Annotated in this window: 13 protein-coding genes; 5 read left to right on the forward strand and 8 right to left on the reverse strand. The window is 63.6% G+C overall.

Annotation, left to right across the window (positions count from 1 at the left end):
* Window positions 1-58 precede the first annotated feature (58 nt).
* Together ACYVBN_RS04250 and ACYVBN_RS04255 are read left to right on the forward strand one after the other, a co-directional pair.
* Window positions 59-3,148 (forward strand): PD-(D/E)XK nuclease family protein, encoded by a 3,090-nt coding sequence (locus ACYVBN_RS04250; protein ID WP_460599421.1) that lies wholly within the window; start codon window positions 59-61, stop codon window positions 3,146-3,148.
* Entirely contained in the window at window positions 3,145-6,417 is a 3,273-nt protein-coding gene (locus tag ACYVBN_RS04255) for a UvrD-helicase domain-containing protein (RefSeq protein ID WP_460599422.1), read from the forward strand. The genes ACYVBN_RS04250 and ACYVBN_RS04255 overlap by 4 nt, the downstream gene beginning before the upstream one ends.
* Before the next feature lie 288 nt (window positions 6,418-6,705).
* Here the strand turns inward: ACYVBN_RS04255 and ACYVBN_RS04260 are convergent, their stop codons facing one another.
* Window positions 6,706-8,694: a DUF262 domain-containing protein gene (locus ACYVBN_RS04260; protein ID WP_460599423.1), complete on the reverse strand. Its 1,989-nt coding sequence runs from the start codon at window positions 8,692-8,694 to the stop codon at window positions 6,706-6,708.
* Between the two features lie 755 nt (window positions 8,695-9,449).
* Between ACYVBN_RS04260 and ACYVBN_RS04265 the strand changes: the two genes are divergently transcribed.
* A complete protein-coding gene (locus ACYVBN_RS04265; RefSeq protein ID WP_460599424.1) occupies window positions 9,450-11,891 on the forward strand; it encodes an AAA family ATPase in 2,442 nt (813 codons plus the stop codon).
* Window positions 11,892-12,320: 429 nt separating this feature from the next.
* On the forward strand, window positions 12,321-12,626 hold the full coding sequence (locus tag ACYVBN_RS04270) for a hypothetical protein (protein ID WP_460599425.1): 306 nt from the start codon (window positions 12,321-12,323) through the stop codon (window positions 12,624-12,626).
* 41 nt (window positions 12,627-12,667) lie between these two features.
* On the opposite strand, the gene ACYVBN_RS04275 is transcribed toward ACYVBN_RS04270, so the two are convergent.
* Window positions 12,668-13,288 (reverse strand): hypothetical protein, encoded by a 621-nt coding sequence (locus ACYVBN_RS04275; protein WP_460599426.1) that lies wholly within the window; start codon window positions 13,286-13,288, stop codon window positions 12,668-12,670.
* 287 nt (window positions 13,289-13,575) lie between these two features.
* Between ACYVBN_RS04275 and ACYVBN_RS04280 the strand changes: the two genes are divergently transcribed.
* Window positions 13,576-14,361 carry a hypothetical protein gene (locus ACYVBN_RS04280; RefSeq protein WP_460599427.1) on the forward strand — a complete coding sequence of 262 codons (786 nt, stop codon included), beginning with the start codon at window positions 13,576-13,578 and terminating at the stop codon, window positions 14,359-14,361.
* On the opposite strand, the gene ACYVBN_RS04285 is transcribed toward ACYVBN_RS04280, so the two are convergent.
* The 6 genes from ACYVBN_RS04285 to ACYVBN_RS04310 all read right to left on the reverse strand — a co-directional run bounded on the left by ACYVBN_RS04285 (window position 14,337) and on the right by ACYVBN_RS04310 (window position 20,140).
* Window positions 14,337-15,245, reverse strand: coding sequence for an HNH endonuclease (locus tag ACYVBN_RS04285; protein WP_460599428.1), 909 nt, complete (start codon window positions 15,243-15,245; stop codon window positions 14,337-14,339). The genes ACYVBN_RS04280 and ACYVBN_RS04285 overlap by 25 nt on opposite strands.
* 55 nt (window positions 15,246-15,300) lie before the next feature.
* Window positions 15,301-16,425 carry a TerD family protein gene (locus tag ACYVBN_RS04290; protein WP_460599429.1) on the reverse strand — a complete coding sequence of 375 codons (1,125 nt, stop codon included), beginning with the start codon at window positions 16,423-16,425 and terminating at the stop codon, window positions 15,301-15,303.
* Window positions 16,361-17,101, reverse strand: a complete 741-nt coding sequence (locus ACYVBN_RS04295; protein WP_460599430.1) for an exonuclease domain-containing protein — start codon at window positions 17,099-17,101, stop codon at window positions 16,361-16,363. Before ACYVBN_RS04295 ends, ACYVBN_RS04290 begins: the two co-directional genes overlap by 65 nt.
* A 78-nt stretch (window positions 17,102-17,179) precedes the next feature.
* Window positions 17,180-17,389, reverse strand: a complete 210-nt coding sequence (locus ACYVBN_RS04300; protein WP_460599431.1) for a hypothetical protein — start codon at window positions 17,387-17,389, stop codon at window positions 17,180-17,182.
* Window positions 17,390-17,603: 214 nt separating this feature from the next.
* Entirely contained in the window at window positions 17,604-19,109 is a 1,506-nt protein-coding gene (locus ACYVBN_RS04305) for a PucR family transcriptional regulator (RefSeq protein WP_460599432.1), read from the reverse strand.
* Complete coding sequence (locus ACYVBN_RS04310) at window positions 19,106-20,140, reverse strand: S-methyl thiohydantoin desulfurase domain-containing protein (RefSeq protein ID WP_460599433.1); 1,035 nt, start codon at window positions 20,138-20,140, stop codon at window positions 19,106-19,108. The genes ACYVBN_RS04305 and ACYVBN_RS04310 overlap by 4 nt, the downstream gene beginning before the upstream one ends.
* Between the last annotated feature and the right edge of the window lies 1 nt (window position 20,141).

Consider the following 20,141-nt stretch of genomic DNA (forward strand, 5'->3'; position numbering starts at 1 on the left):
CGCTATCGTCGTGTATTACGTCCAGCTTATGCGACTCGTGTCGAGCTAGCGCGTAACAGTGAAGGGTTGGATGAACGCGGTGGGACTTCACGTGACCAGCCAGAGAGTGGGCCCGTTAACCGGGCTGCGTCGAGTCGTGTGCGCCATCAAGGGCGACGACCTGCTGGCGCCGGTCACGGTCATTGTCCCGAGCCATCTCGCTGGCCTGACGGTCCGGCGGGCGCTGGCGCAAGGGCGTCGTGACGGTGCTCCGGGCATCGCAGCCGTCGAGTGCCTGACGCTCGCTGGCCTTGCCGAGCGAGCCGCTGCGCCGTTGCTTGCAGGGCTTGACCGTCAGCCGGCGACGAGTGCGCAGGTCACGGCGCGAGTCCGCGATGCGCTTGTTGCGGAGCCAGGTGAGTTCGGCTCCGTGGCAATGCATCCCGCCACGGCGCTGGCCATTGGTAGGGCGTCGCACGAGCTGCGGCATGCCGATGAAGCGACGTTTGGGACAGTCCGAGACGCGGGCGGGACCTTGGTAGGAGAAGTGGCACGCATCCATCAGTCTGTCTGGGCTGCATTGGCGGACGACTGGTACGACGAGGTCGATCTGCTGCGCACCGCGGCGGACGTCGTCAAGGAAGCGGAAGATCTGCCGCCCGTGATCGTCTACCTGCCCGGCAATCTGCTCCCGGCCGAGCTCGATCTGCTGCGTGCGCTCGGGACGACCACCGACGTTCACGTCGTGCTCGGTCTCACCGGTGACGCGCGTGCCGACGACGGTCCGTGCCGCACCGTCGCAGCGATTATGGGGGAGAGCAGCATCGACATACCCGACGTTGATGTGCCGACCGCGCAGCGCGTCATACATGCTTCGGACGCCGATGATGAGGTGCGAGCAGTCACTCGCGAGGTAATCTCCGCGCTGGAGACTCGTCCGGCACACCGGATTGCGGTGCTCTACGGCAACCGTCGGCCGTATGCCCGGATCGTGCACGAGCAGCTACAGGCGGCCGAAGTCACGTTCAACGGGCCCGGATCTCGGCCAGTCTCAGAGCGGGCCTATGCACGGTTTGTGCTGGGACTGCTAGAGATTCATCGCTCGGGATACCCGCGCGGCGCTGCCTTGCGCACCTTAGCTGAGGTGCCAACCCGAGACGTGCACGGCGAGTCGATCCCCATCGCCACGTGGGAGCGACTGTCCCGCAACAGCGGTGTCGTGGGCGGCGTCGATTGGGACGAGCGGGTGGGCGCGACTATTGCCGATCTGCAGTCGTGGGAGGACCCGCACGGATATATCGAGCAACGCATCGCGCAGGCTCAGGCGCTACGAGACACGATTGCGGCGATCCGCCAGGGTCTCAACGCGGTTGCTAATGCGCCGAATTGGAGCGTTGCCGCCGAGCGTCTGCAGGAGATCGTCACCACGCTGGCACCGGAGAGTGGGCTGCACCGCTTGCCACGCGATGAGCAATACGCGCGTGGAAGCGTGGTCCAGGCGATCAACGGTCTGACCGTGCTCGACGAGTCCGACACCGCAGTGAGCCTGGCGGTCCTGGAGGACGTGCTGACCGCCGAGCTGCAGTCGGCGGCCATCCGCGTCGGCAGGTTCGGCGAAGGCATCTACGTCGGACCGGTCGAATCAGGCATCGGGCTTGATCTCGACGTCGTGATCGTGTGCGGCATGTCCGAAGACATCTACCCCGGTCGGCTCAGCGACGATCCGCTGCTGCCCGAGACCGTGCGCGAGGCAGCGGGACACACACTAGTGACCATGCGTGAGCGCATCGCAGAGAAGCACCGCGCGGTGCTGGCGGCGTTCGCATCGGCAGAGACAGTGATCGCGACCTTCGCGCGCGGCGACCTCCGCCAGCAGACCCAACGCATCCCGAGCCGGTGGTTGTTGCCGAGTATCCGACAGCTGAGTGGGGACGCTTCCGTGGAAGCGACCAAGTTCACCGAGGCAGCTGGACTCGAGGATGTCGCGTCATACTCGGCAGGGTTGGTGAGTGCGAAACAGCTTGTCAACGCTCAGGAATGGCGGCTGCGTGCAGGATTGGTCGACGAGGCCTTCGCCGACGACGCGCTCGCCGCAGCGCGCCAACTACTCGCCGGCAGGAGAGGCGAAGTCGGCGGGCGCTTCGACGGTCTGATCGGCACCGACTCGCAGCGGCCTTCGCCGTTCACCGAGTCCGAGCGCATCGCACCCACCACCCTTGAGCTGTATGCCGACTGCCCACACCACTATTTCGTGCAGCGCATTCTGCGCGTGCGCCCGGTCGAGGACCCGGAGTCGATCGTCGAGCTCAGCCGATTGGATTTCGGAAACTTCATCCACCACTGCTTCGACCTGCTTATCCGCGAGTCAGCAGACAGCGGCACACTCCCCGGGGTCGGTGAGCCGTGGAGTGACCACGCTCGACAGCGGCTGGTCGAGATCGCCGATGCACAGGCAGCGGAGCTGGTCGCCGGCGGACGCGCCGGACACCAGAGGCTGTGGGAGCAGTCGCTGATCGAGTTGAAAGCGATCCTGGCCCGGATGCTCGATGTCGATGACCGGCACCGCGCCGCCCACGACTTGGAGGTGGTCGGCAGCGAGGTGCGCTTCGGTGATGACGGCGAAGAAGCAGTCGAGCTGGATGTTCCCGGAGGTCGCCTGCGTCTGAAGGGTTCCGCCGACAAGGTCGACCGTCGCGCCGACGGGACTCTCGTGGTGACCGACGTCAAAACCGGAAAGGCCAAGTACTACAAGGACATTGGCGAGGATGACCCTGTGCTGGGCGGGTCGCGCTTGCAGCTGCCGGCATACGGATATGGCGTGCGCATGGCGTATGGCGACGAGAACACTTCGATCGAAGCCGAGTATTGGTTCGTCGGAGACGATGCCGGCACCACGCGGGTCCCGCTGCCACTCACCGACAGCGTGGACGCGCGTTATCGGGAGGCGCTCGGTGTCCTTGCCGGGGCCATCGAAGCCGGAGTGTTCCCGCATCGGCCGCCGCAGGATGACGACTTCAGCTGGATCCAGTGCAAATACTGCAACCCCGACGGCCTCGGGTATGGCGAGGTGCGTGCCCGATGGCAGCATTTGCGCGGCACAGCAGCACTTCGGGACCTGGTCGAACTCGTCGAACCGGCAGCGTTGGTCGGGCAGGAGGATGACGCATGAACGCCAATGAGGAGCCCGTCGATCAGCCTGCGCGAGATCGGATCCGCGAGCGCACCGACGAGACGCTCTTCGTGGATGCCGGTGCCGGTTCCGGCAAGACGTCAGCTTTGGTCGGTCGCATCTGCAAGCTGGTGCTGCAGGACGGCATCAGTATCGAGCGGATCGCGGCCGTCACTTTCACCGAGCGTGCCGGAGCGGAGCTCCGTGAACGTCTCCGTGCGGAGTTTGAAAAGCGACGGGTCGACGCCGATTCAGCTGCCGTGCAGGAGGCGCTCGACGGTCTCGACCTGGCAGCCATTGGCACGTTGCACTCCTTCGCGCAACGCATTCTCGTGCAGCACGCCATCGAAGCCGGCATACCTCCGGCGATTGAAGTGCTGGACTCGGTCGGCTCATCGGTGGCTGCTGACTCGCGTTGGCGCACCATGTGGCGGCGCATGCTGGATGACGATGAGATCAGCGAAAGTCTGCTGGCTGCAAGGAAACTCGGTGTCAAGGAGCGTGAGTTACGACAACTGACCACGTTGCTCGGCAATGACTGGGATCTCATCGACTCCCACGTCCTGCAGCACCCGGTGGAGAAGCTGGTCGCGCCAAACATCATTCCGATCGTCGCAGACGCGAGAGCACTGCTGGAGTTGCGCCAACACTGCTCCGATCCGGGTGACCGACTGCTCGGCCCGCTGGCTGAGATCGAGGGCTGGTTGTCCCATCAACCAACGGACACCGATGTCTTTGCGCGGATCAATTGGGTGAAAGCCTGCCCGGACAAGAAGGTCGGCCGGCTAGGGCGCGCAGGGAACTGGACCGGTTGCGATATCAAGGATGTGCGCACCGCCATCGTTGCGCTGAAGACGGACTCCGAGGCGCAGCTCGCGCCGGTCCGGACGGCTCTGCTGCGGAACCTGGTGCACTGGTGCTCGCGAGCGGTGTTGACCGCAGCGGCCGAGCGCCGCAGCAACGGCACACTGGAGTTTCACGATCTGCTGGTGCTGTCGCGCGATCTGCTCCGCAGCAACGCTGAGGTGCGCGCGTCCCTGCACGACCGCTACCAGCGCCTGCTGCTCGACGAGTTTCAGGACACTGACCCGATCCAGATCGAGATCGCTGCCCGTATCGCCGGCGGTGCAGATGCGGACCAGGAAGACTGGCGCGACATCAAGGTGCCGCCCGGGTCGCTCTTCGTGGTTGGTGACCCGAAGCAGTCGATCTATCGCTTCCGGCGAGCGGACATTCGCACCTACCTCGAGGCGCGCGAGGTCATCGGCGAATCGGTGTCGCTGACAACGAATTTCCGCACTGGCACACCGATCATCGACTGGGTCAATGCTGTCTTCAGCCAGCACATCCAGGAGCAGGGCACGCTGCAGCCGGCATACGCGGCACTGACTCCGGTGCGAGCGGGAGCGACAGTTGGCCCGCCGGTCGGAGTGCTCGGCATCGAGCCTCATCAGGATGGCGACAAGTCGATGCCTGTCGCTGCAGTGCGCGAAGTTGAGGCGCGCGAGGTCGCGGCCGTCATACGGACGGCGATGCATGAGGGTTGGACGACACAGAACGAGTCGGGGGAGTGGCGTCCGCTGCGTAAACGCGACATCACGATCCTCATCCCGGCTCGCACGTCGCTGCCGTATCTCGAGGAGGCGCTGGACGAGTCCGGCATCGACTATCGCTCGGACGCCAGCTCGCTCGTGTATGGCGCGCCCGAGGTGCGCGCGCTCTTCGCGGCGGCTCGGGTCGTTGCAGATCCGTCCGATGAGCTGTCGCTGGTGACCGCTTTGCGCTCGCAGCTCTTCGGCTGCGGCGATGACGACTTGTGGACCTGGAAGCGCGACGGCGGATCGTTCAACCTCCGACGCAGGGTCCCAGACGAGTTGGCAGATCACCCTGTCGGGCGTTCGGTCGCGTATCTGCGCCGGCTGCATTTTGACGCGCCCTGGATGTCGCCCAGCGAGGTTCTCGGACGGCTCGCCACTGACCGACGTGTCTTCGAGCTGGCCGGCGATGACGGCCCGCGCGCTCGCGACACCTGGCGGCGATTGCGGTATGTCATCGACCAGGCGCGGGCGTGGGCAGAGGTCGAGCACGGTGGATTGCGAGCGTATGTCGCGTGGGCGGCCGGTCAGGCGCAGGAAGCTGCGCAGGCCTCGGAGTCGCTGCTGCCCGAGTCCGATGTCGACGCCGTACGGATCATGACGGTGCACGCGGCCAAGGGGCTTGAGTTCCCGATGGTCATCCTGTCCGGACTCGCCTCAGCCCCGCTCAACCGCCGCGGTGTGCAGATCCTCTGGAAGGACAAGGACTACGACGTTCGCTTCCGAAACGACCTGGCGACAGCGACATTCGAGGATCAGGCGCCGATCGACGAGCAGATGAGCGCGTTAGAACGCGCTCGGCTCATGTATGTCGCGGCAACGCGTGCCCGTGACCATTTGGTCGTCTCGTTGCATCGGCCATCTAGGCCGTCCGCGAGCAACGCATACCAGTTGGCGGCTTCCGGTGCGGCCGGGTCGGGCGCGATCGCGCTCGACCTGAAGGACGTCCCAGCGCTTGCCCACATGGCGCCGCGAGTGCCCGCCGCGCCACCGCCATACGAAGAGTGGCGTCAGCAAGTGGAGGCAGCGACCGCGCGAACCCGGGTGCCCTGGTCGCAGAGCGCATCGGGCCTTGAAGGAACGGAGCCGGATGCTCGCGTCGGGGAGGACTCGAACGGAGAGATCCGTGACGATGCGCTGCCGCCGGGTGCCGCAAAGGGCGCGCGCAGCATCGATGCGCCGGCATGGGCCAAGGGGCGTGACGGACTTGCGATTGGCCGCGCGGTGCACGGGGCGCTGCAGTCTGTCGACCTTGGCGGAGACGGCTCCGACCTGATGGCGGCAGTGGCTGCTCAATGCGTCGCCGAGGGCGTGACAGCTCACCAACCGCTAGTTGCGGCATTGGCACGGAATGCGTTGACGCACAGCTTGGTTCGCCACGCCGCCGGTCGAAGGAACTGGCGAGAGATGTATGTCGCGACGCCTCTCGAGGGTGGCCAGATCCTGGAAGGAATCATCGATCTCCTCTTTGAGGAAGACGATGGCTCGCTGGTGATCGTCGACTACAAGACCGATCAGGTGCCGGAGGCTGCACTCGCGGCAAGAACCGCTTTCTACAAGCCGCAGATCGATGCTTATCGACGGATGGTTGAGACCGCAACGGGTCGATCGGTGTCGAGATGCCTGCTGCTGTTCCTGCAGGAACATGGCGCATGGGAGCAGTGGATTGTGTAAGCGTGAGAGCTGCGTGCCCGCCAACCAACTATCTATGCCGACTGGGCCGCGAGCTCGCAATCAAGTCTGACCGAGCCTGGGCCCAGTCGGCATTTGGATGCGGCATTCGACTTTGGCGTCTGGAGACGACGAAGTTGGGTGACGACCAGGCGCTGTATTCAGACAACGCAACCATTATCGCGATAAGGCTAGCAGCATGCCCCCGAACCGACCCTCAGATGGTATTGGCGACACCGTAGGAGATGACATCAAATTGTTCGCATCGACGGGCCGCCTAAACTGGGCGCGTCAAAGTTCAAGGTCGACTAATTTGGTCTCGTCCCAACTCCAATACATTGCTCCCTGAAACACGCTGGACTTACTCACGATACCCTCTCTTTCTTTAAGCTCTCGGGTCAGCGGCGACAAACTCCATTCTTTCCCTTCGAATTTAACCTTAGAGTTGCTAACTACCTCGGCGGTTATGGTCGGGTTAGATACGAACTGGATCGTCTCTCCGATGAGTTGGTTCAGTATCTGACGAGAATCGAACTGAATCCCTTGGTTCCAGTTGCTCGCATACTTAAACTTGCTGGGGAGTTCTAACACGTCATCGACGAGTAGGGACACGAGGTACTCCATCCGGCGTTGGATCGACTCGACATTCCATTTCTCGCAATCTATTATGCGGTTTTGGGTCACCTGCAAGCCAGACTGTCCGGCGTACGTGACCTTCTTCTCTTTGAACGCCTTGTTTCCGAGTTCTTGATTGTGCCGAATAAGAGTGATGTTTCCTATGTTGTTGACGAATTCTTGGTGGTCGCTCTCAAATGAATCACCAAGCAAGTCTCTCCACTCCGCGCTAAGTTTTTGCGGCATGATGTGTTCAAGTTGTAGTTTGCTATCGTCCCATGCGGGACGCGATCTTGTGAGTAGCTCTTCAGCGAGGGACAGCAGTAGCCGTGGATAGCTTCTCGATCGACCAAGGTTATAGAAGTTCATGGTCTTCAATCGTGAGCTCAACTCGTCATCATTAGGAACCCGCAACGCGTACTCCACAGAAGAAAGCTGTCCAAATAGCGATTCCGCGATCTCTTCGGACTCCAGCAGTTCGTCAAGGCGCGCCCCGAGGCCAGGAAAGAATTTGTTTTCCGCCTGTGTGAGGCCAAGAATTCTACGTCTTAAGAGATATGTTCTGATTGCTGAGAGTGCGCTGATAAGCTGGGAGGTTGAGAGCTCGCCAGCCTCCGCGCGGGCGAGGAGCTCCGTGAGGTATGAGTATGCTGGCGCGACTCCGATGATGTTGAGATCGAAAAGTATCTTGTTCACTCGAGCGTCGTCAGCCTCCAGGGCGCCACGCGCAAGCGAATACGGGCGCGAAAAGCGGACGAAGCTTTCGAACAGCTCGCTTGCGGGGCGCTCAGAAACGAGTTCCTTGAAGTGTGTGTACAGTTCCTTATAGTTGCTTTCTCGCGCCACCTTATAACTTTTATGCTGGTCTGCTTGCATCCAGTCGCGGATGAACTCAGAGAGTTTTCCGGGGAGTCGCCGCTCAAGTGTTAGCCAGTACTCCTTGTAGAGCGCAGTCTGGGTGCGGGAGTCCTTTCCCATTAGTAAGTAATTGCGGACTAGATCGGCTAGTGACAGCGGTTGTCCTAGCGAGTTCATTGACTCGAATATTTCCTGGGGGTTCTCCCATGGGTTTCGATCCGGTTCGAGACGGATAGAAATCGTACTAAACTTTCGGAGGCCATCCTCGAGGAGTGCCTTCTTTTCCGAATCAGAAAAAGTATCGATTGACCGCCGGAAGAAGAGGTAGTTTTGGTGTACGGTTGAATTCTTTAAGTCTTGGCTAATTTCGCGGCGAAGGGCGAGGAGCTTATACGCTTCCCAGTCTGTCTCGACCTGCTTGAGCTTTATTTTGTATTCAGTGTCGTCGTCCGCGCGCTCATTTTGCAAAAAGTGTCTCTGGATATTTTCTTGGTAGTTTGGATCTGAAATACTGTCCCTCAGTGCCATAAGGAGAAGCATCGTGGTAGTGATGCGCTGCTGGCCGTCCGTGAGTACGTACTTGTCCGGAACTCCAAATCCAGATTCTTCGACGACGTAGACGATACTCCCGAAAAAGTGTTCGGTGTTCGCGCCCGACGAATTCTTTTTGGCGACTCTTTGAACATCGGATAGCAAGACTTTGCAAGTATCGGTTGACCACTCGTAATTTCTCTGATAGGGAGGAATGAAGAAGGTGACGTCATTGTTTGACAGTGACTCAAGTAGGTACGTTGGATTGGCCTTCATTCATATCTCCTTTGGCGAACGACGAGCCGGACGGTGCACGGCTTCATGGTGGGCGTACGAGCGCTGCAGCCGTTCGAATCCTTCCACAAAATGGGTGCCTCATGTTCTTGATGCAGGAAGGGTGGTGTCTTCGGTCGCGCCGATGAGTGACGCTGACCCGTTGCTGTCCCGCAGGGTGCCCTGTTCTGGTGGAAAGCGTAACTGCTGGCTTGGGTTGTATGCTGCTCGTTGCGTAAAGCGCAGATAACGAAGCGCGGACACTCGGGATGCTCGACGACCGGATGCCTGCGCGCACTGCACGCGGAGCGACTGGCGCAACGTGGCGCCCCGTAGCGTATCGACGGGCGCAGCCATCATTGAGTGCTAGACCGGTCCACGTGGTCTGCATGTCGCTCAAAGAGCTCCTTGTGTCCGTGACTGAGGCCGCGCGTCTCGCGCTTCAAGGAATAGCGGCTGGCTGTCTTCGCTCGGGTGCCCAGTGCCAATCGCACCACGCACGGGCGGCACGTATCAGCTGGGTTCTTACCAGCGTTAAGTCGTGACCCTCGTCCGAGCAAGGTCTGACTTGAGTGGACGCGCCTGAAAAAAGCTGTTCTTGGTCATGCAGCCGTGGCTACGACGGGCGTGCACGACGCGCCTGCTTTCTTGAGCCAAGGGTGCGTCAATAGGTGTCCATCCTGCGCCGTGCGTCGGCTACTCGTATTGGCTCCTCGGAGGTCACTCGCGACCTCGCGGTTGCGATCTACTCTTCGGTCATGACCATCGACATCACGGGATGGGTCGGGCAGCAGATCGATGCCGACTCATCGCTGGACGCAGAGGTGGGCCTGCTGGTGCTGGCCGCGCTCGAGGGTAATGACACGCTCGACGACTATCTGGAGCACGGGGACCCTGCGCCTGTCGACGAGCTGAATACCGAAGAACCGGTCGAGCCAGTCGGTGCGTTCCTGAATTCCATTCGCGTTGAAGGCTTCCGAGGCATTGGCGCGCCCGTGCAGGTCGGCTTCCAGCCGGCTCCCGGGCTGACCATCATCGCCGGCCGCAATGGCTGCGGGAAATCGAGCATTGCCGAGGCGGTGGAGGTGGCGTTGACCGGCTCGACATACCGCTGGGCGAAGAAGACCGTGCAGTGGAAGGAGCAGTGGCGCAACCTGCATCAGTCAACGAAGGCCGAGATCGTCGTCGAGATCGCCGAGGAGGGCGAAGGCATCACGAAGGTCGGCGTTGCGTGGGAACCGGGCGAGGAAGCCGTCGACGCGCGCAAGGCCTGGGTCCAACGTCCGGGCGCCAAGCGCGAAACCGGCACCGACTCGCTCGGCTGGAAGGCGCCACTCGACACCTACCGGCCGATGATGTCGTATGACGAGCTCGGTGGCCTCCTCGAAGCGGGACCCAGTGCGCTCTACGACGCGCTGTCGAAGGCATTGGGCGTCGAGCAGCTGAGCGACGCGATCAAACGGCTTGATGCGCGCGTAAAACCCCTCCGTCAAAGGGCATCTGAGCTCAAGAGCCGGCGCTCGGACCTGCAACGGGAAGCCGCAGGCCTAGAGGACGAGCGAGCGGTCCAGGTTGCGGCGCTGCTGAAGAAGACCCAGCCCGACACCGCGAAGTTGCGCGACATCGTCACGGGAGTGCAGATCTCCACGTCGGGTGACCTCGCCGTCCTTCGAAGTTGCGCCAGCATCACGGCTCCCGACATCGGCGAAGTCAGCGAGGCAGTCGCCGAGGTGCGGGCTGCGGTGGAAGCGATGGTCGACGCGGGGGAGAGCGAACTCGCTCAGCGTGCCGGCCGACTCGACCTACGTCGTCGGGCGCTCAAGCTGCACAACGATTTCGGTGACATGCCGTGCCCGGTCTGTGATGGTGCCGAGCTTGATCAGGCGTGGGCCGGAACGAGCCGAGACTTGGTCCGCACCGAGGACGATGCGCTCGGGCAACTTCAGTCGGCGAGGGATCGTGTCGAGACTGCGCGCCTGCGGGCGCGGGACCTTGTGCGGGCACGTCCGGGAGTGTTCAACGGCGAGCATCCACCGAGCCTGGAAGCGGTGTTCTACGACGCGCGGAGTGCCTGGGACCGCTGGCGGGATGCTCCCGCGGCGGACCTGGCACTTGCGCAGCACCTCGAGGACGAGGTGCTCGTCGTTGCTGAGACAGTCACGGAGTTGCGCGAAAAGGCCGTCGCCGAGCTGCAACGCCGTCACGATTCGTGGGCGCCGATCGCCGCGAAGATCGGCTCGTTCTGCGCGGAGTGGGACGAGTGGCTGACCGCGAAGCCGCAGCTCGACTCGCTGACGAGTGCCGTGAAGTGGTTGAAGGACAACGACATACGGCTGAAGAATGAGCGGCTCGAGCCGATCGCGGATGCCGCCCGACACGCCTGGTCGAAGCTGCGTCAGGAGAGCAACGTTGAGCTCGGCTCGTTGACGTTGGCGGGTGCCAGCACGCGTCGCCGGGTGAATCTGTCGGCTGCCGTCGACGGCAAAGACACCGGCGCCCTTTCGGTGATGAGTCAGGGGGAGTTGCACGCGCTGTCGCTGGCGCTCTTCCTGCCGCGGGCGTCGATGCCGGAGTCGCCATTCCGCTTCATCGTGCTCGACGATCCGGTGCAGGCTATGGACCCGTCCAAGGTCGACGGCTTGGTCCAGCTACTCGCCGAGCTTGCCGAGACCCGGCAGGTGATCGTGCTGTCGCACGACGACCGCTTGCCGGCGGCGGCCCGGCGTGCGCGCGTGGGTGCGCGAGTCCTCGAAGTGTCTCGTGGCGCCGACTCCAAGGTCGAGGTTTCAGTTGGGACTGACCCGAGTAGCCGATATCTTCGGGATGCCCGAGCCTTGTTGAGAGACAAGAAGATTCCCGAGGAGACGCTGCGCAAGACGCTCCCTGGGCTAGTCCGATTTGCGGTTGAGTCCTGCGCCCGTGATGTCTTCTTCGAGCGACGACTCGGTCGCGGTGAACTGTTGGCTGACGTCGAGGCGCTGTGGCGGGACAAGCACAGCACCAGCAACCGGGTCAGCCTTGCTGTCTTCGACGAGGTCAAGGATCTCAGCGCTTGGCTCACCCGGGACTATCGCCGGGTCGGCCTCGGCATCGCAACCGGCGGGATGCACAAGGGTCTTGCCGCTGATACCGAGCCGGACCTCGCGGTGGAATTCGCCGAGAAGATGGTCCGGGACATCCGGGACGAGCAAAAGAAGTGACTGCTGTCGCCATACTCGATCAAGCTCGGGCAGTCCTCGACAGCGCGACACCGAGCTGCACGCGCGCCGCGTGCTGGCTGGCTCGATCAGCGCTCGAGGACACGGTGCACGATTTGTTGGTAGCGCGTGCTCGAGAGCCGGGCGAGTCGAGTATGGCGAGCCGGCTCACCTGCCTAGAAGTGGCGTATGAGGATGACCCGTTGATCGCTGAGCGGGCGGAGTTCGCGTGGGCGCGCCTGTCGAACGCGTGCCATCAGCACGCGTTCGAGTTGAGCCCGGCTGCGTCAGAGGTCGCGAACCTCGTCAAGCTCGTTACGCAGCTTGCGGAGGTGGCATCCGCAGACGCGGTTGCTCCAGTGAGGTGAGCATCAATTGAGCGCAGCACGCGCCGACCTGGAAGCGTCGGACCACAGCGTTACAGTCCGAGGCGTGTGCAACAACATCAAGCTCGCAGATCTCGCGAACGTCGCTGACGGGGAGTTCGTGACCGTTGCGGGCGCTTTGCGCCACATGCAACTGAAGCGAAATATGGCTGGCGAATTATGGGCGAGTTTGACGATCGCGGAGCACGAGTCGACTGTGACCGTGTTGGTCTTCGTTCGGACGTTCGCCACGATCGATCGAGAGTCCATAGTGCCTGATCGGCTGGTGCGGGTTACCGGCCGTCTATATCGTCGCGATGACGGGTCGCTTCGAATCTCCGCGTCCACGGTCACACCGCAGCCCGATGTTTGAACTCGAGTCATTTGGATCCTGGGTGTGCGCGAAGCCGAATATCAAAGGCTCCCAGATGGTTTCGGACTAGATCTGCCCAGCCAATAGAGCGCGAGATCGACGTCTCGGGGCTGCCAGTCGGTGCCAGCTTCGCGCGTCGCGAGCGCAAGGCGTTCGACCAGCGCCATGTACCGCCCGTAGCGGCCGGGCTTCGGTGAGAGATGTAGCCCGAGTCGCTCGATGCCTGCTTGGGACCGTCTGTCGTAGACCGCCATGCGAGTGGGTGCGGCAATGAAGAGAACGGCAGAAGCAAGAGCGTCACCGGTGGTGAATCCTGGCAGTCCAGTGAGTTTGGATCTGCCCGCAGCAGCTGCATCCGGAAGGGTGCGAGCCTCGTCCCTGACACAGTTGACGGCTGCACCCGTCACCTCGCGAACTTCCGTATCCGGCCAGGACATCAGCTGAGTGGCCCAACGGGTGCTCGCGTTGAGACGCTTCCACAGAACCACGGCTCCGAGGTCCGCCTTTCCGATCGAGCCAGTGCGGCCGACCCGTTCGATAATCTCTGGCAGTGCATCGTCGTAGGACGGCGAGATGACACGCTCGTATTCGCGTCGCGCAGCAACCAATCGTTCGGCTGCGTCTGGAGGAAGTGATTGGTCTCTGTCCGTCACATCGCACATGTTGGCAGCATCTGGTGTCGGACGGGCGCTGATCGCGGAAGACGAGGCCGGCCACGTGGAAGATTGGAGAAACCATCGGGCCCGCCTTCAGTGCAGAGATCAGCGGTTACCTTCTTCCGACGGCTACCTCGCGCTGACATAACCGAAGCCTGGGCTCCGGCTCATCGGCTCGGACGAGGGCCAGCCGGTGCGCAGAGGCGCTTCTCCGTTGCCGACACCTACTGCTCGGGGGAAGCGACCGCGTCAGAGCGGATGTTAGCTCCTCGTAGGCGAAGTATGTTCCTAGGGTGACCGATCCAGACGCCCGGGTGAGATTCATTCTGAACGGACGCCCTGTTGAGCTCAGCCGCTCGCAGGTCGAGGACCGGCTGAAGGCGGTGGCGCCTGATCCAATTCGGACGCATGCGGTTCGGATCAACGCGGTGTTGTTTCCGGTGCGCCAAGCTTTCGAGGTCGGCAGCGGCATTTCCCGAGACGAGTTCACTTCGCACACGGCTCGCCGGCACCTGGCGGCACTTGGCTTCGAGCTCCACGGCGAGATCGCTTCACGCAACGTCCACTTTGAGGAGTCACCGAGCGCAGCAGCAGTCGAAAGTCCGAAGCCCGTCGTCAGGGATGAGACGTGGCATACGGAAGCGAACGTCCAGGCGGCGGTCGTCCGAGCCCTAGCCACAGATGACTGGAGAATCTTGTCGGTGGCCAATACTGCAACGAAAGAACGCGGCGTCGACGTGATTGCGGAGCGTCGCGGCCGAACGGTGGGCATGGAAGTCAAGGGCTTCCCGAGCCGGAACTACGCCGACGCTGGGCGAGCTTCGGAACGCAAGCCGACTCAGCCCAGCACCCAAGCAGGTCACTGGTACGCAGGGGCACTCCTCGCGGCGATGCGACTCCGAGGACGAGAGCCGGCGTGGTCGAGTGTCATTGCGCTCCCTAACTTTCCGCGGTATCGAGACCTGCATGCCCAGACGGCAGGTTCACTCGCCGCCGCCAAGATCGAGGTCTGGTGGGTGTCCGAGGATGGCGAGGTCACGCGGCCGGCTGAAGGTCAAGAAGCACGGAACCGGGAGTAGTGGATCTCGAGCAGATCGGGATCCGGTTGCTCCGAACGACGTGACGGCACGACACGAAGCAACTGCCCGTGCAACCCTTTCAACCCGTGCTCGAGGAGCGGTCCGTCGATCTCATGCAGGATGTCGTCGCGGACCTCGACGACGAGCTTCGGCGTGACGCCGAGGATGCCTGCGTCATACGCGGCGTGATGGATCTTGCATAGTGCTAGACCATTTCGGACAGCCGCGACTCCAAGCTCGTGCTTGTCCTCGACGATGTGAGCGGCATCCAGAAGCACGCTGTGCTTGAGTTCGCAGACGGCGCACCGCGTGTTGTACGCACGCATGATCATGCTGCGAAACACCGGCTGGTGGAGCCTGCGGGTGGTTTCGGCGCGCAGATAACGACGCATCACCTCCTCGACCTTCGAACCGGTCGACTGAAGGTGCTGCAGGCCGTCGGTAGCCACGACGAACTGATGCAGCGGCCGTTCCTCGTTGATCAGGTAGATCGGGAAGATCGGCTTGTAGATCGCGGTCCCGACTCCCCAGAACCAGATCAGTGGCACACCAAGGTGCATCGCCTCGCGCAACGCCCTGTTCTCTGGGTGGTCTGGGTCCCGGCCGCGCCACTTGTACCGCACCAGACCATCCGGCCCGAGGTCGTCCTCGTACGGCCGTTCAGCGCCCTCCGGCCGGTACGTCGTGCGAATCGACAACGCTGACGAAAGGATCGCCGGCTTGCGGATGCCGCGTTGCGCATCCATCAGCCGAAACGGCTCGCCCCGGAAGCTGAACTCGCCGATCTCCTGCGAGGTCAACGAATCAAGTCCGTCATTGGTCCGGACGCGGAGCCAATCGAGCGCAGCTTCACGCAGCGCAAGATCGTCGGCATCGGACAGCATGAGTGAAGCTTGCCACGAAGCCCCTTCTCAACGGTGCAGCACACGCACATGGCGACTATTCGCCGGCAGGTGAGTCTTCAATGTCCACACCGAAGTTCACCGCGAGCGTCTCCAGCCTGTGTTGGTATCCCTGACCGATCGCTCTGAACCGTGGCGCACCGTTTCGCCAGTAGATCGATGCGAGGAGCATCGAGGTCTCCTGGTCGGCCGCGTCGAGCGTTGCGTGGGCGAGCGAGCGGCCGTCTTGGTCGCGGACATCGAGCTCGATGGCGCCAAGCTGGCCAAAGACGCCTTCGCCGTCAATGGAGGCCGCAAGCATGAGGCGACTCATCGAGTCCAGGCAGTCTGGGCGAATGTGCGCGGCGGCCTGGCCGACCGTGTCGAGCTCCAGATCGACTGTGCCGTCTGGATGTCCGGGTTGGTTGTAGAAGCAGAAGTCGGCATCCTCATTGACGAGCTCATCTCTACCCAGCACGAACGCGACAACGTCGACATCGCCGATCGACGCGGAGTGTGACCACCGGGCCGTGACGGTCAAGGGGGCGTTCGCGACGTCGAGAACACCGCCGCGGGGCAGCTCGGTCACAGCAGTCTCGGCAAGGACCGGAGTCCTGGTCGTGAGTGCATGGACCACCTCGGCCGTCTCGTCCTTCTCCAGCGGTTGCAGCAACTCCGAATCAAGCAGCAGCACGCTGCTGTCCCGGATGCGCGTCCAGCGTCGATCGGCGTCGTGACCCGGCAGAAGAACGGCCGCAGTGACTGATGCCGTCAGGTTGACGGCACAGGCGCCGCCACTGTCGGTAACTCGCTCACGAGTGGACCGTGCTTCGTCGGAGCTACCACCGATGATGATCACCCGGTGCCCGGCCAGCGGCCCGGTCCGTGGAAGGGCCGGCTTCGGCTTCGGAGCCACGACTGGTTTTGTCGGCATTGCCGGGACAGTGTCCTTGGCGGTGCCCGGTTGGATGCCAGGCAGCAGGCGGCGATAGTCGGGTTCGGTGAGTCTGCTTGTGCCATGGAGCTCGGCACGCTTCGACTTGTGGGTCGAACTCGTGTGGTTCGAAACCACCACACTGGTGCGGCTGCTCACGCTGTTCATCACGTCCAGGCCGGCCTCAGTCGCCTCCTCGATGAGCACGGCGCGATCGACGGCTGTCGGGCCGGTGAAGACCACCGTCATACCCTGGCGAAGCGCGTCGCCCGGCGTATGGCGACCGGGGTACTTCCACGAACAGGCGACGCGTGGTGACCGCGGCGGATAGCCGCTTCTCGGGCGCGGTCGCGAAATCGGCAGCTGGAGTTGCAAGAACGAGGCATACGCCAGCGAGTGCCGCGTGACCTCGACCAAGGCACGCACGTCGTCGGCGGCATCGTGCGGGCGAGCCTGCGAGACGCCCCAGTACTGACAGATGGTGCCCAGTTTGAGGTTCGGCAGCGGCAGGTCGAACATCGCGGAGGTCTGCCAGGTGCAGAGCCGTTGGTGACTGGGGAAGTGCTTCACCGCGCGCCCGGCTTCGCTGGACAGGAAGTCCCAGTCGAAAGCGCGCGTTGTGGGCGACGAAGACACGCCCGTCGATGAGCTCGTGGATGTGCTGCGCCACGTCGGCGTAGCACGGAGCGCCTCGCAAGCGTGTGCTGGTGATGCCGTGGATATGCACCGGACCGGGATCGCAACCCGGATCGATCAGTGTCGACCACTCCTCTTCGACCGCTCCTTCGGCGGTCAGCTGTGTGACCGCAACTTGGAGCACCCGATCGTTGTCGGCGTTGAGGCCGGTCGTCTCGACGTCGACCACGGCGTAGGAGTAAGGAAACGCTTCAGCTACTGATCTCGGTAATACCGCCGTTCCCGCCATGTCCGGATCGTAAGCGTCAGATCGCTTGGCACGTGCGGCTTTCGGCGAAACCTTGGTGCGCGCGGGTCCAGCTCCAGGTCAGAAAGCAGCACTCGGGTCGTGCCATTCGGTACCGCAGTTTGTGCATGCCCGGTTGGCGTCTCGGATGACACAGCCGCCGACTTGGACGTTCGACGGCCACGTCTCGTTGTAGTCGGACAGGGGTTCGCCATACGCGATGCTGTTGACGGCGGCGCTGCCGCAGATCGGACAGTTGCCGAGATTCTGCAGTGGCTCAGGAAGGGACATACGTCAAGGCTAGTGACGGGGTGTGACAGTGGGCGGGTCTTTGATCTCGATATGCCGATTCCCCCGCTGCGCTCCTCCATCGTCTACTCGATCCGCGTCGGACCGTGGCGCTCCTCCATCGGTCCGAGGATGAGATCGCCGATGCAGTGATGTTTCTTTTCGGCAACTCCTACGTCACCGGCTCCGTGCTCTATCCCGACGGCGGTTACACACTTCACTGAAGCGATCTGCGCTGCGTCCGGCAGGCCAGCTGCAGCGCGAGACGCGCCTCCGGATCATCCAGGTCGACGCCGAGCAGTTCCTGGATGCGCTGGACGCGGCCGGTGATCGTATTCCGGTGCAGGCCAAGGGCTTCCGCGGTTCGCCGCACCGACGACTCAGCGTCCAGGTATGCCGCAAGCAATTCCCGATCACCACCGCCGAGCGGCTCGAGCAGCGACTCCGCGGCGTGGGTGAAACTGTCGCCGACCGTCCAGGAGAGCATCAGCTGTTCCAGACCCAGGCTGTCGACCGGCAAGAACCAGCCCGAGCGTTCCCGGTCCGCCGCGAGACGTGCTGCGTCAGCCGCCTGAGCAAGCGTGTCCCGCAGCCCCGACGGCCCGTCACCCATCGCCCCCACCCCGGTCGCGATGTCGAACTCGCGGGAGACCCGGCGGTGCAGCTCGTGCAACCCGCGAACCTGTCGGGTGACGCTGGTGTGGTCCGGCGCGTCCGGGAAGGTCAGCCAGCCGACCACGGCACCACCACGCGTCGTCGCATGCGTGTCGAGGTCCAACCGGGCCAGCTCACCGTTGACCAGCCGCAGCAACTCCAGCTGATCGACCCGTCCGCGGCCCGCGATCTCGAACCCCAGGTGATAGCCGCCGGTCGACCATCGACGCGCTCGCATCCGCCGATCCAGTGCGGGGTCAGCGCCTTTGGAGTCCAGGAAGTCCATCAGCAACGCCGCCGAACGAGACACGTCCGCGACCTCATCCACATGGTCGATCAACAGTCGCGCGGCCACCATCGGCATCAGCATCTCGACCGCCGTCCCGAACGCACGCTCCTGCGCAGCTCCGACGTCACGACCGTGCAGCAGCACCCGCAGTCCCTGCCTGCTGGGGCTGGCGACCGGCACCGACACCGCGAATTCGTCACCGGTTCGCACCGTGTCCAGCCACCGAGCCCCGAACGACACGGCCTCCAGCGCCGCGTGGGTCGGAGCCTCGCCGCTGCTTTGCAGCACACCGTCCGGCCCGATCAGTGCCACTGTCCGGCCCAGACTGTTGCTCACATGCCGCAGCAGATCGTCCAGGTCGGTGGCGCGGTATTCGATCGAGCGCACCACCCGCTGCACCGCCCACACCGTCAGCGCATCGCGTGCCTCGATCAGCTGCCAGCACGCGGTGGCCAACTGCGTCGGCCGTGGTGTGTGCAGCACGCACAACCCGATGCGGTGACTCAGCGCCGAAACCCGTTCGTCCACACCGTCGCCCGTCAGCGCGACACCGGTGAATCCGCGGTCGCGGACACGACGTAGCAACGGCTCGAGTCGCCACGTCTCCCGTGGCGCGGGGGAGACCAGGATGGCCAGCGCGCGCTCCACCCGGTCGGGCAGGTCGCTCTCGTCGACCTCGATGACGACCTCGTCCCACACCGTGTCCACCTCACTGAGCACCGTCAACTCCCCGGTGTCCGGATGAGCCAGCAGCGCGCGAAGGCTGAGTTCGGTGCTCACAGTGCGTCCAATCCTTCGAATCCCCAACGAGATGGCCGGGATTCGCGCAGGCGATGCGGTTGCTCCACCCACCACGACGGAGCGGGTATGGCGAGCAGCATCAGGTCCATCGCATGCGTGACGTCCGGCACCTGCAGGATGCGGTGACTCACCCGGTCGAGCACCGCGACGATCACCGGTGAGGACACGAGCAGTTGGCCGTCGCGCAGCACGGCCAGGAACTCCGAACCGGCCACCAGCCGCAGCACGGCGCCGTCCGACCCGGCCAGCTGGAAGGTGGTCAACTCCCGCGGGCCGGGCTCCTGCCGGATGTCGACGACCCGTCCCGCTCCGAGAAGTTGCGCTCCGAGCTGCTCGGCGATCGCTGCCGGGTCGGTTGTCTCCGCACACGCCAGGTAACCGCGGCCCAGACCCAGGGCACGCTCGGTGCCGTCCAGCACCGCGTGCCGGCGCAGGTCGCCCACGGTGAAACCGCCCACCCCGAAGGTGGACCAGCCGCCGCTGCAGGTCGTCGCGGTCCGCAGCACGCGCTCGACATCCGCCGGACGCGCATCGGCGACCAGCGTGACACCGCCGCCGGTCTCGCACGCCACGACGAGACCGGGCAGACCGTCCACCAGCAGCGTGAGCTGATCCAGATCGGGGAACGCCCGCCCAACCAGGTCGGCGTCCACGATGACGCGTCCGTCCGCAGGCAGCAGCGCGGCGACACCGTTGATCCCGGCGCCTTCCGCGTTGCACACCGCACCGGCCCTGGCCCCGATCCATCGCTCGAGCGCCCCGATCACCCCGGCATACGGCTGCAGTCCCGGCAGTTTCTCGGCGACCATGATCGTGGAACCCATGATGGCGACGGCGACGCACGGGGTTGCGTCGTCGAGTTCGTCGACGCCGTGCACGATCACCGGCCACTGCGCGGTGTGCTCGACCATGAGCGCCGAGATGGTCGGTTCGCCCGCCCCGCCGGAGCCGAGCAGCGAGTAGCCATGGCTCAGCGCCGGGAGGTCGGCGTGGTCCAGCGTCAGTGGCACC

Source organism: Flexivirga lutea (assembly GCF_054778955.1).

Bases quoted from the DNA above. Each gene is read 5' to 3' on its own strand.
- ACYVBN_RS04255 (WP_460599422.1), top strand. From the start codon at position 3,145: ATGAACGCCAATGAGGAGCCCGTCGATCAGCCTGCGCGAGATCGGATC.
- ACYVBN_RS04260 (WP_460599423.1), bottom strand. From the start codon at position 8,694: ATGAAGGCCAATCCAACGTACCTACTTGAGTCACTGTCAAACAATGAC.
- ACYVBN_RS04265 (WP_460599424.1), top strand. From the start codon at position 9,450: ATGACCATCGACATCACGGGATGGGTCGGGCAGCAGATCGATGCCGAC.
- ACYVBN_RS04275 (WP_460599426.1), bottom strand. From the start codon at position 13,288: ATGTGCGATGTGACGGACAGAGACCAATCACTTCCTCCAGACGCAGCC.
- ACYVBN_RS04285 (WP_460599428.1), bottom strand. From the start codon at position 15,245: ATGCTGTCCGATGCCGACGATCTTGCGCTGCGTGAAGCTGCGCTCGAT.
- ACYVBN_RS04290 (WP_460599429.1), bottom strand. From the start codon at position 16,425: ATGACGGTGGTCTTCACCGGCCCGACAGCCGTCGATCGCGCCGTGCTC.
- ACYVBN_RS04295 (WP_460599430.1), bottom strand. From the start codon at position 17,101: ATGGCGGGAACGGCGGTATTACCGAGATCAGTAGCTGAAGCGTTTCCT.
- ACYVBN_RS04300 (WP_460599431.1), bottom strand. From the start codon at position 17,389: ATGTCCCTTCCTGAGCCACTGCAGAATCTCGGCAACTGTCCGATCTGC.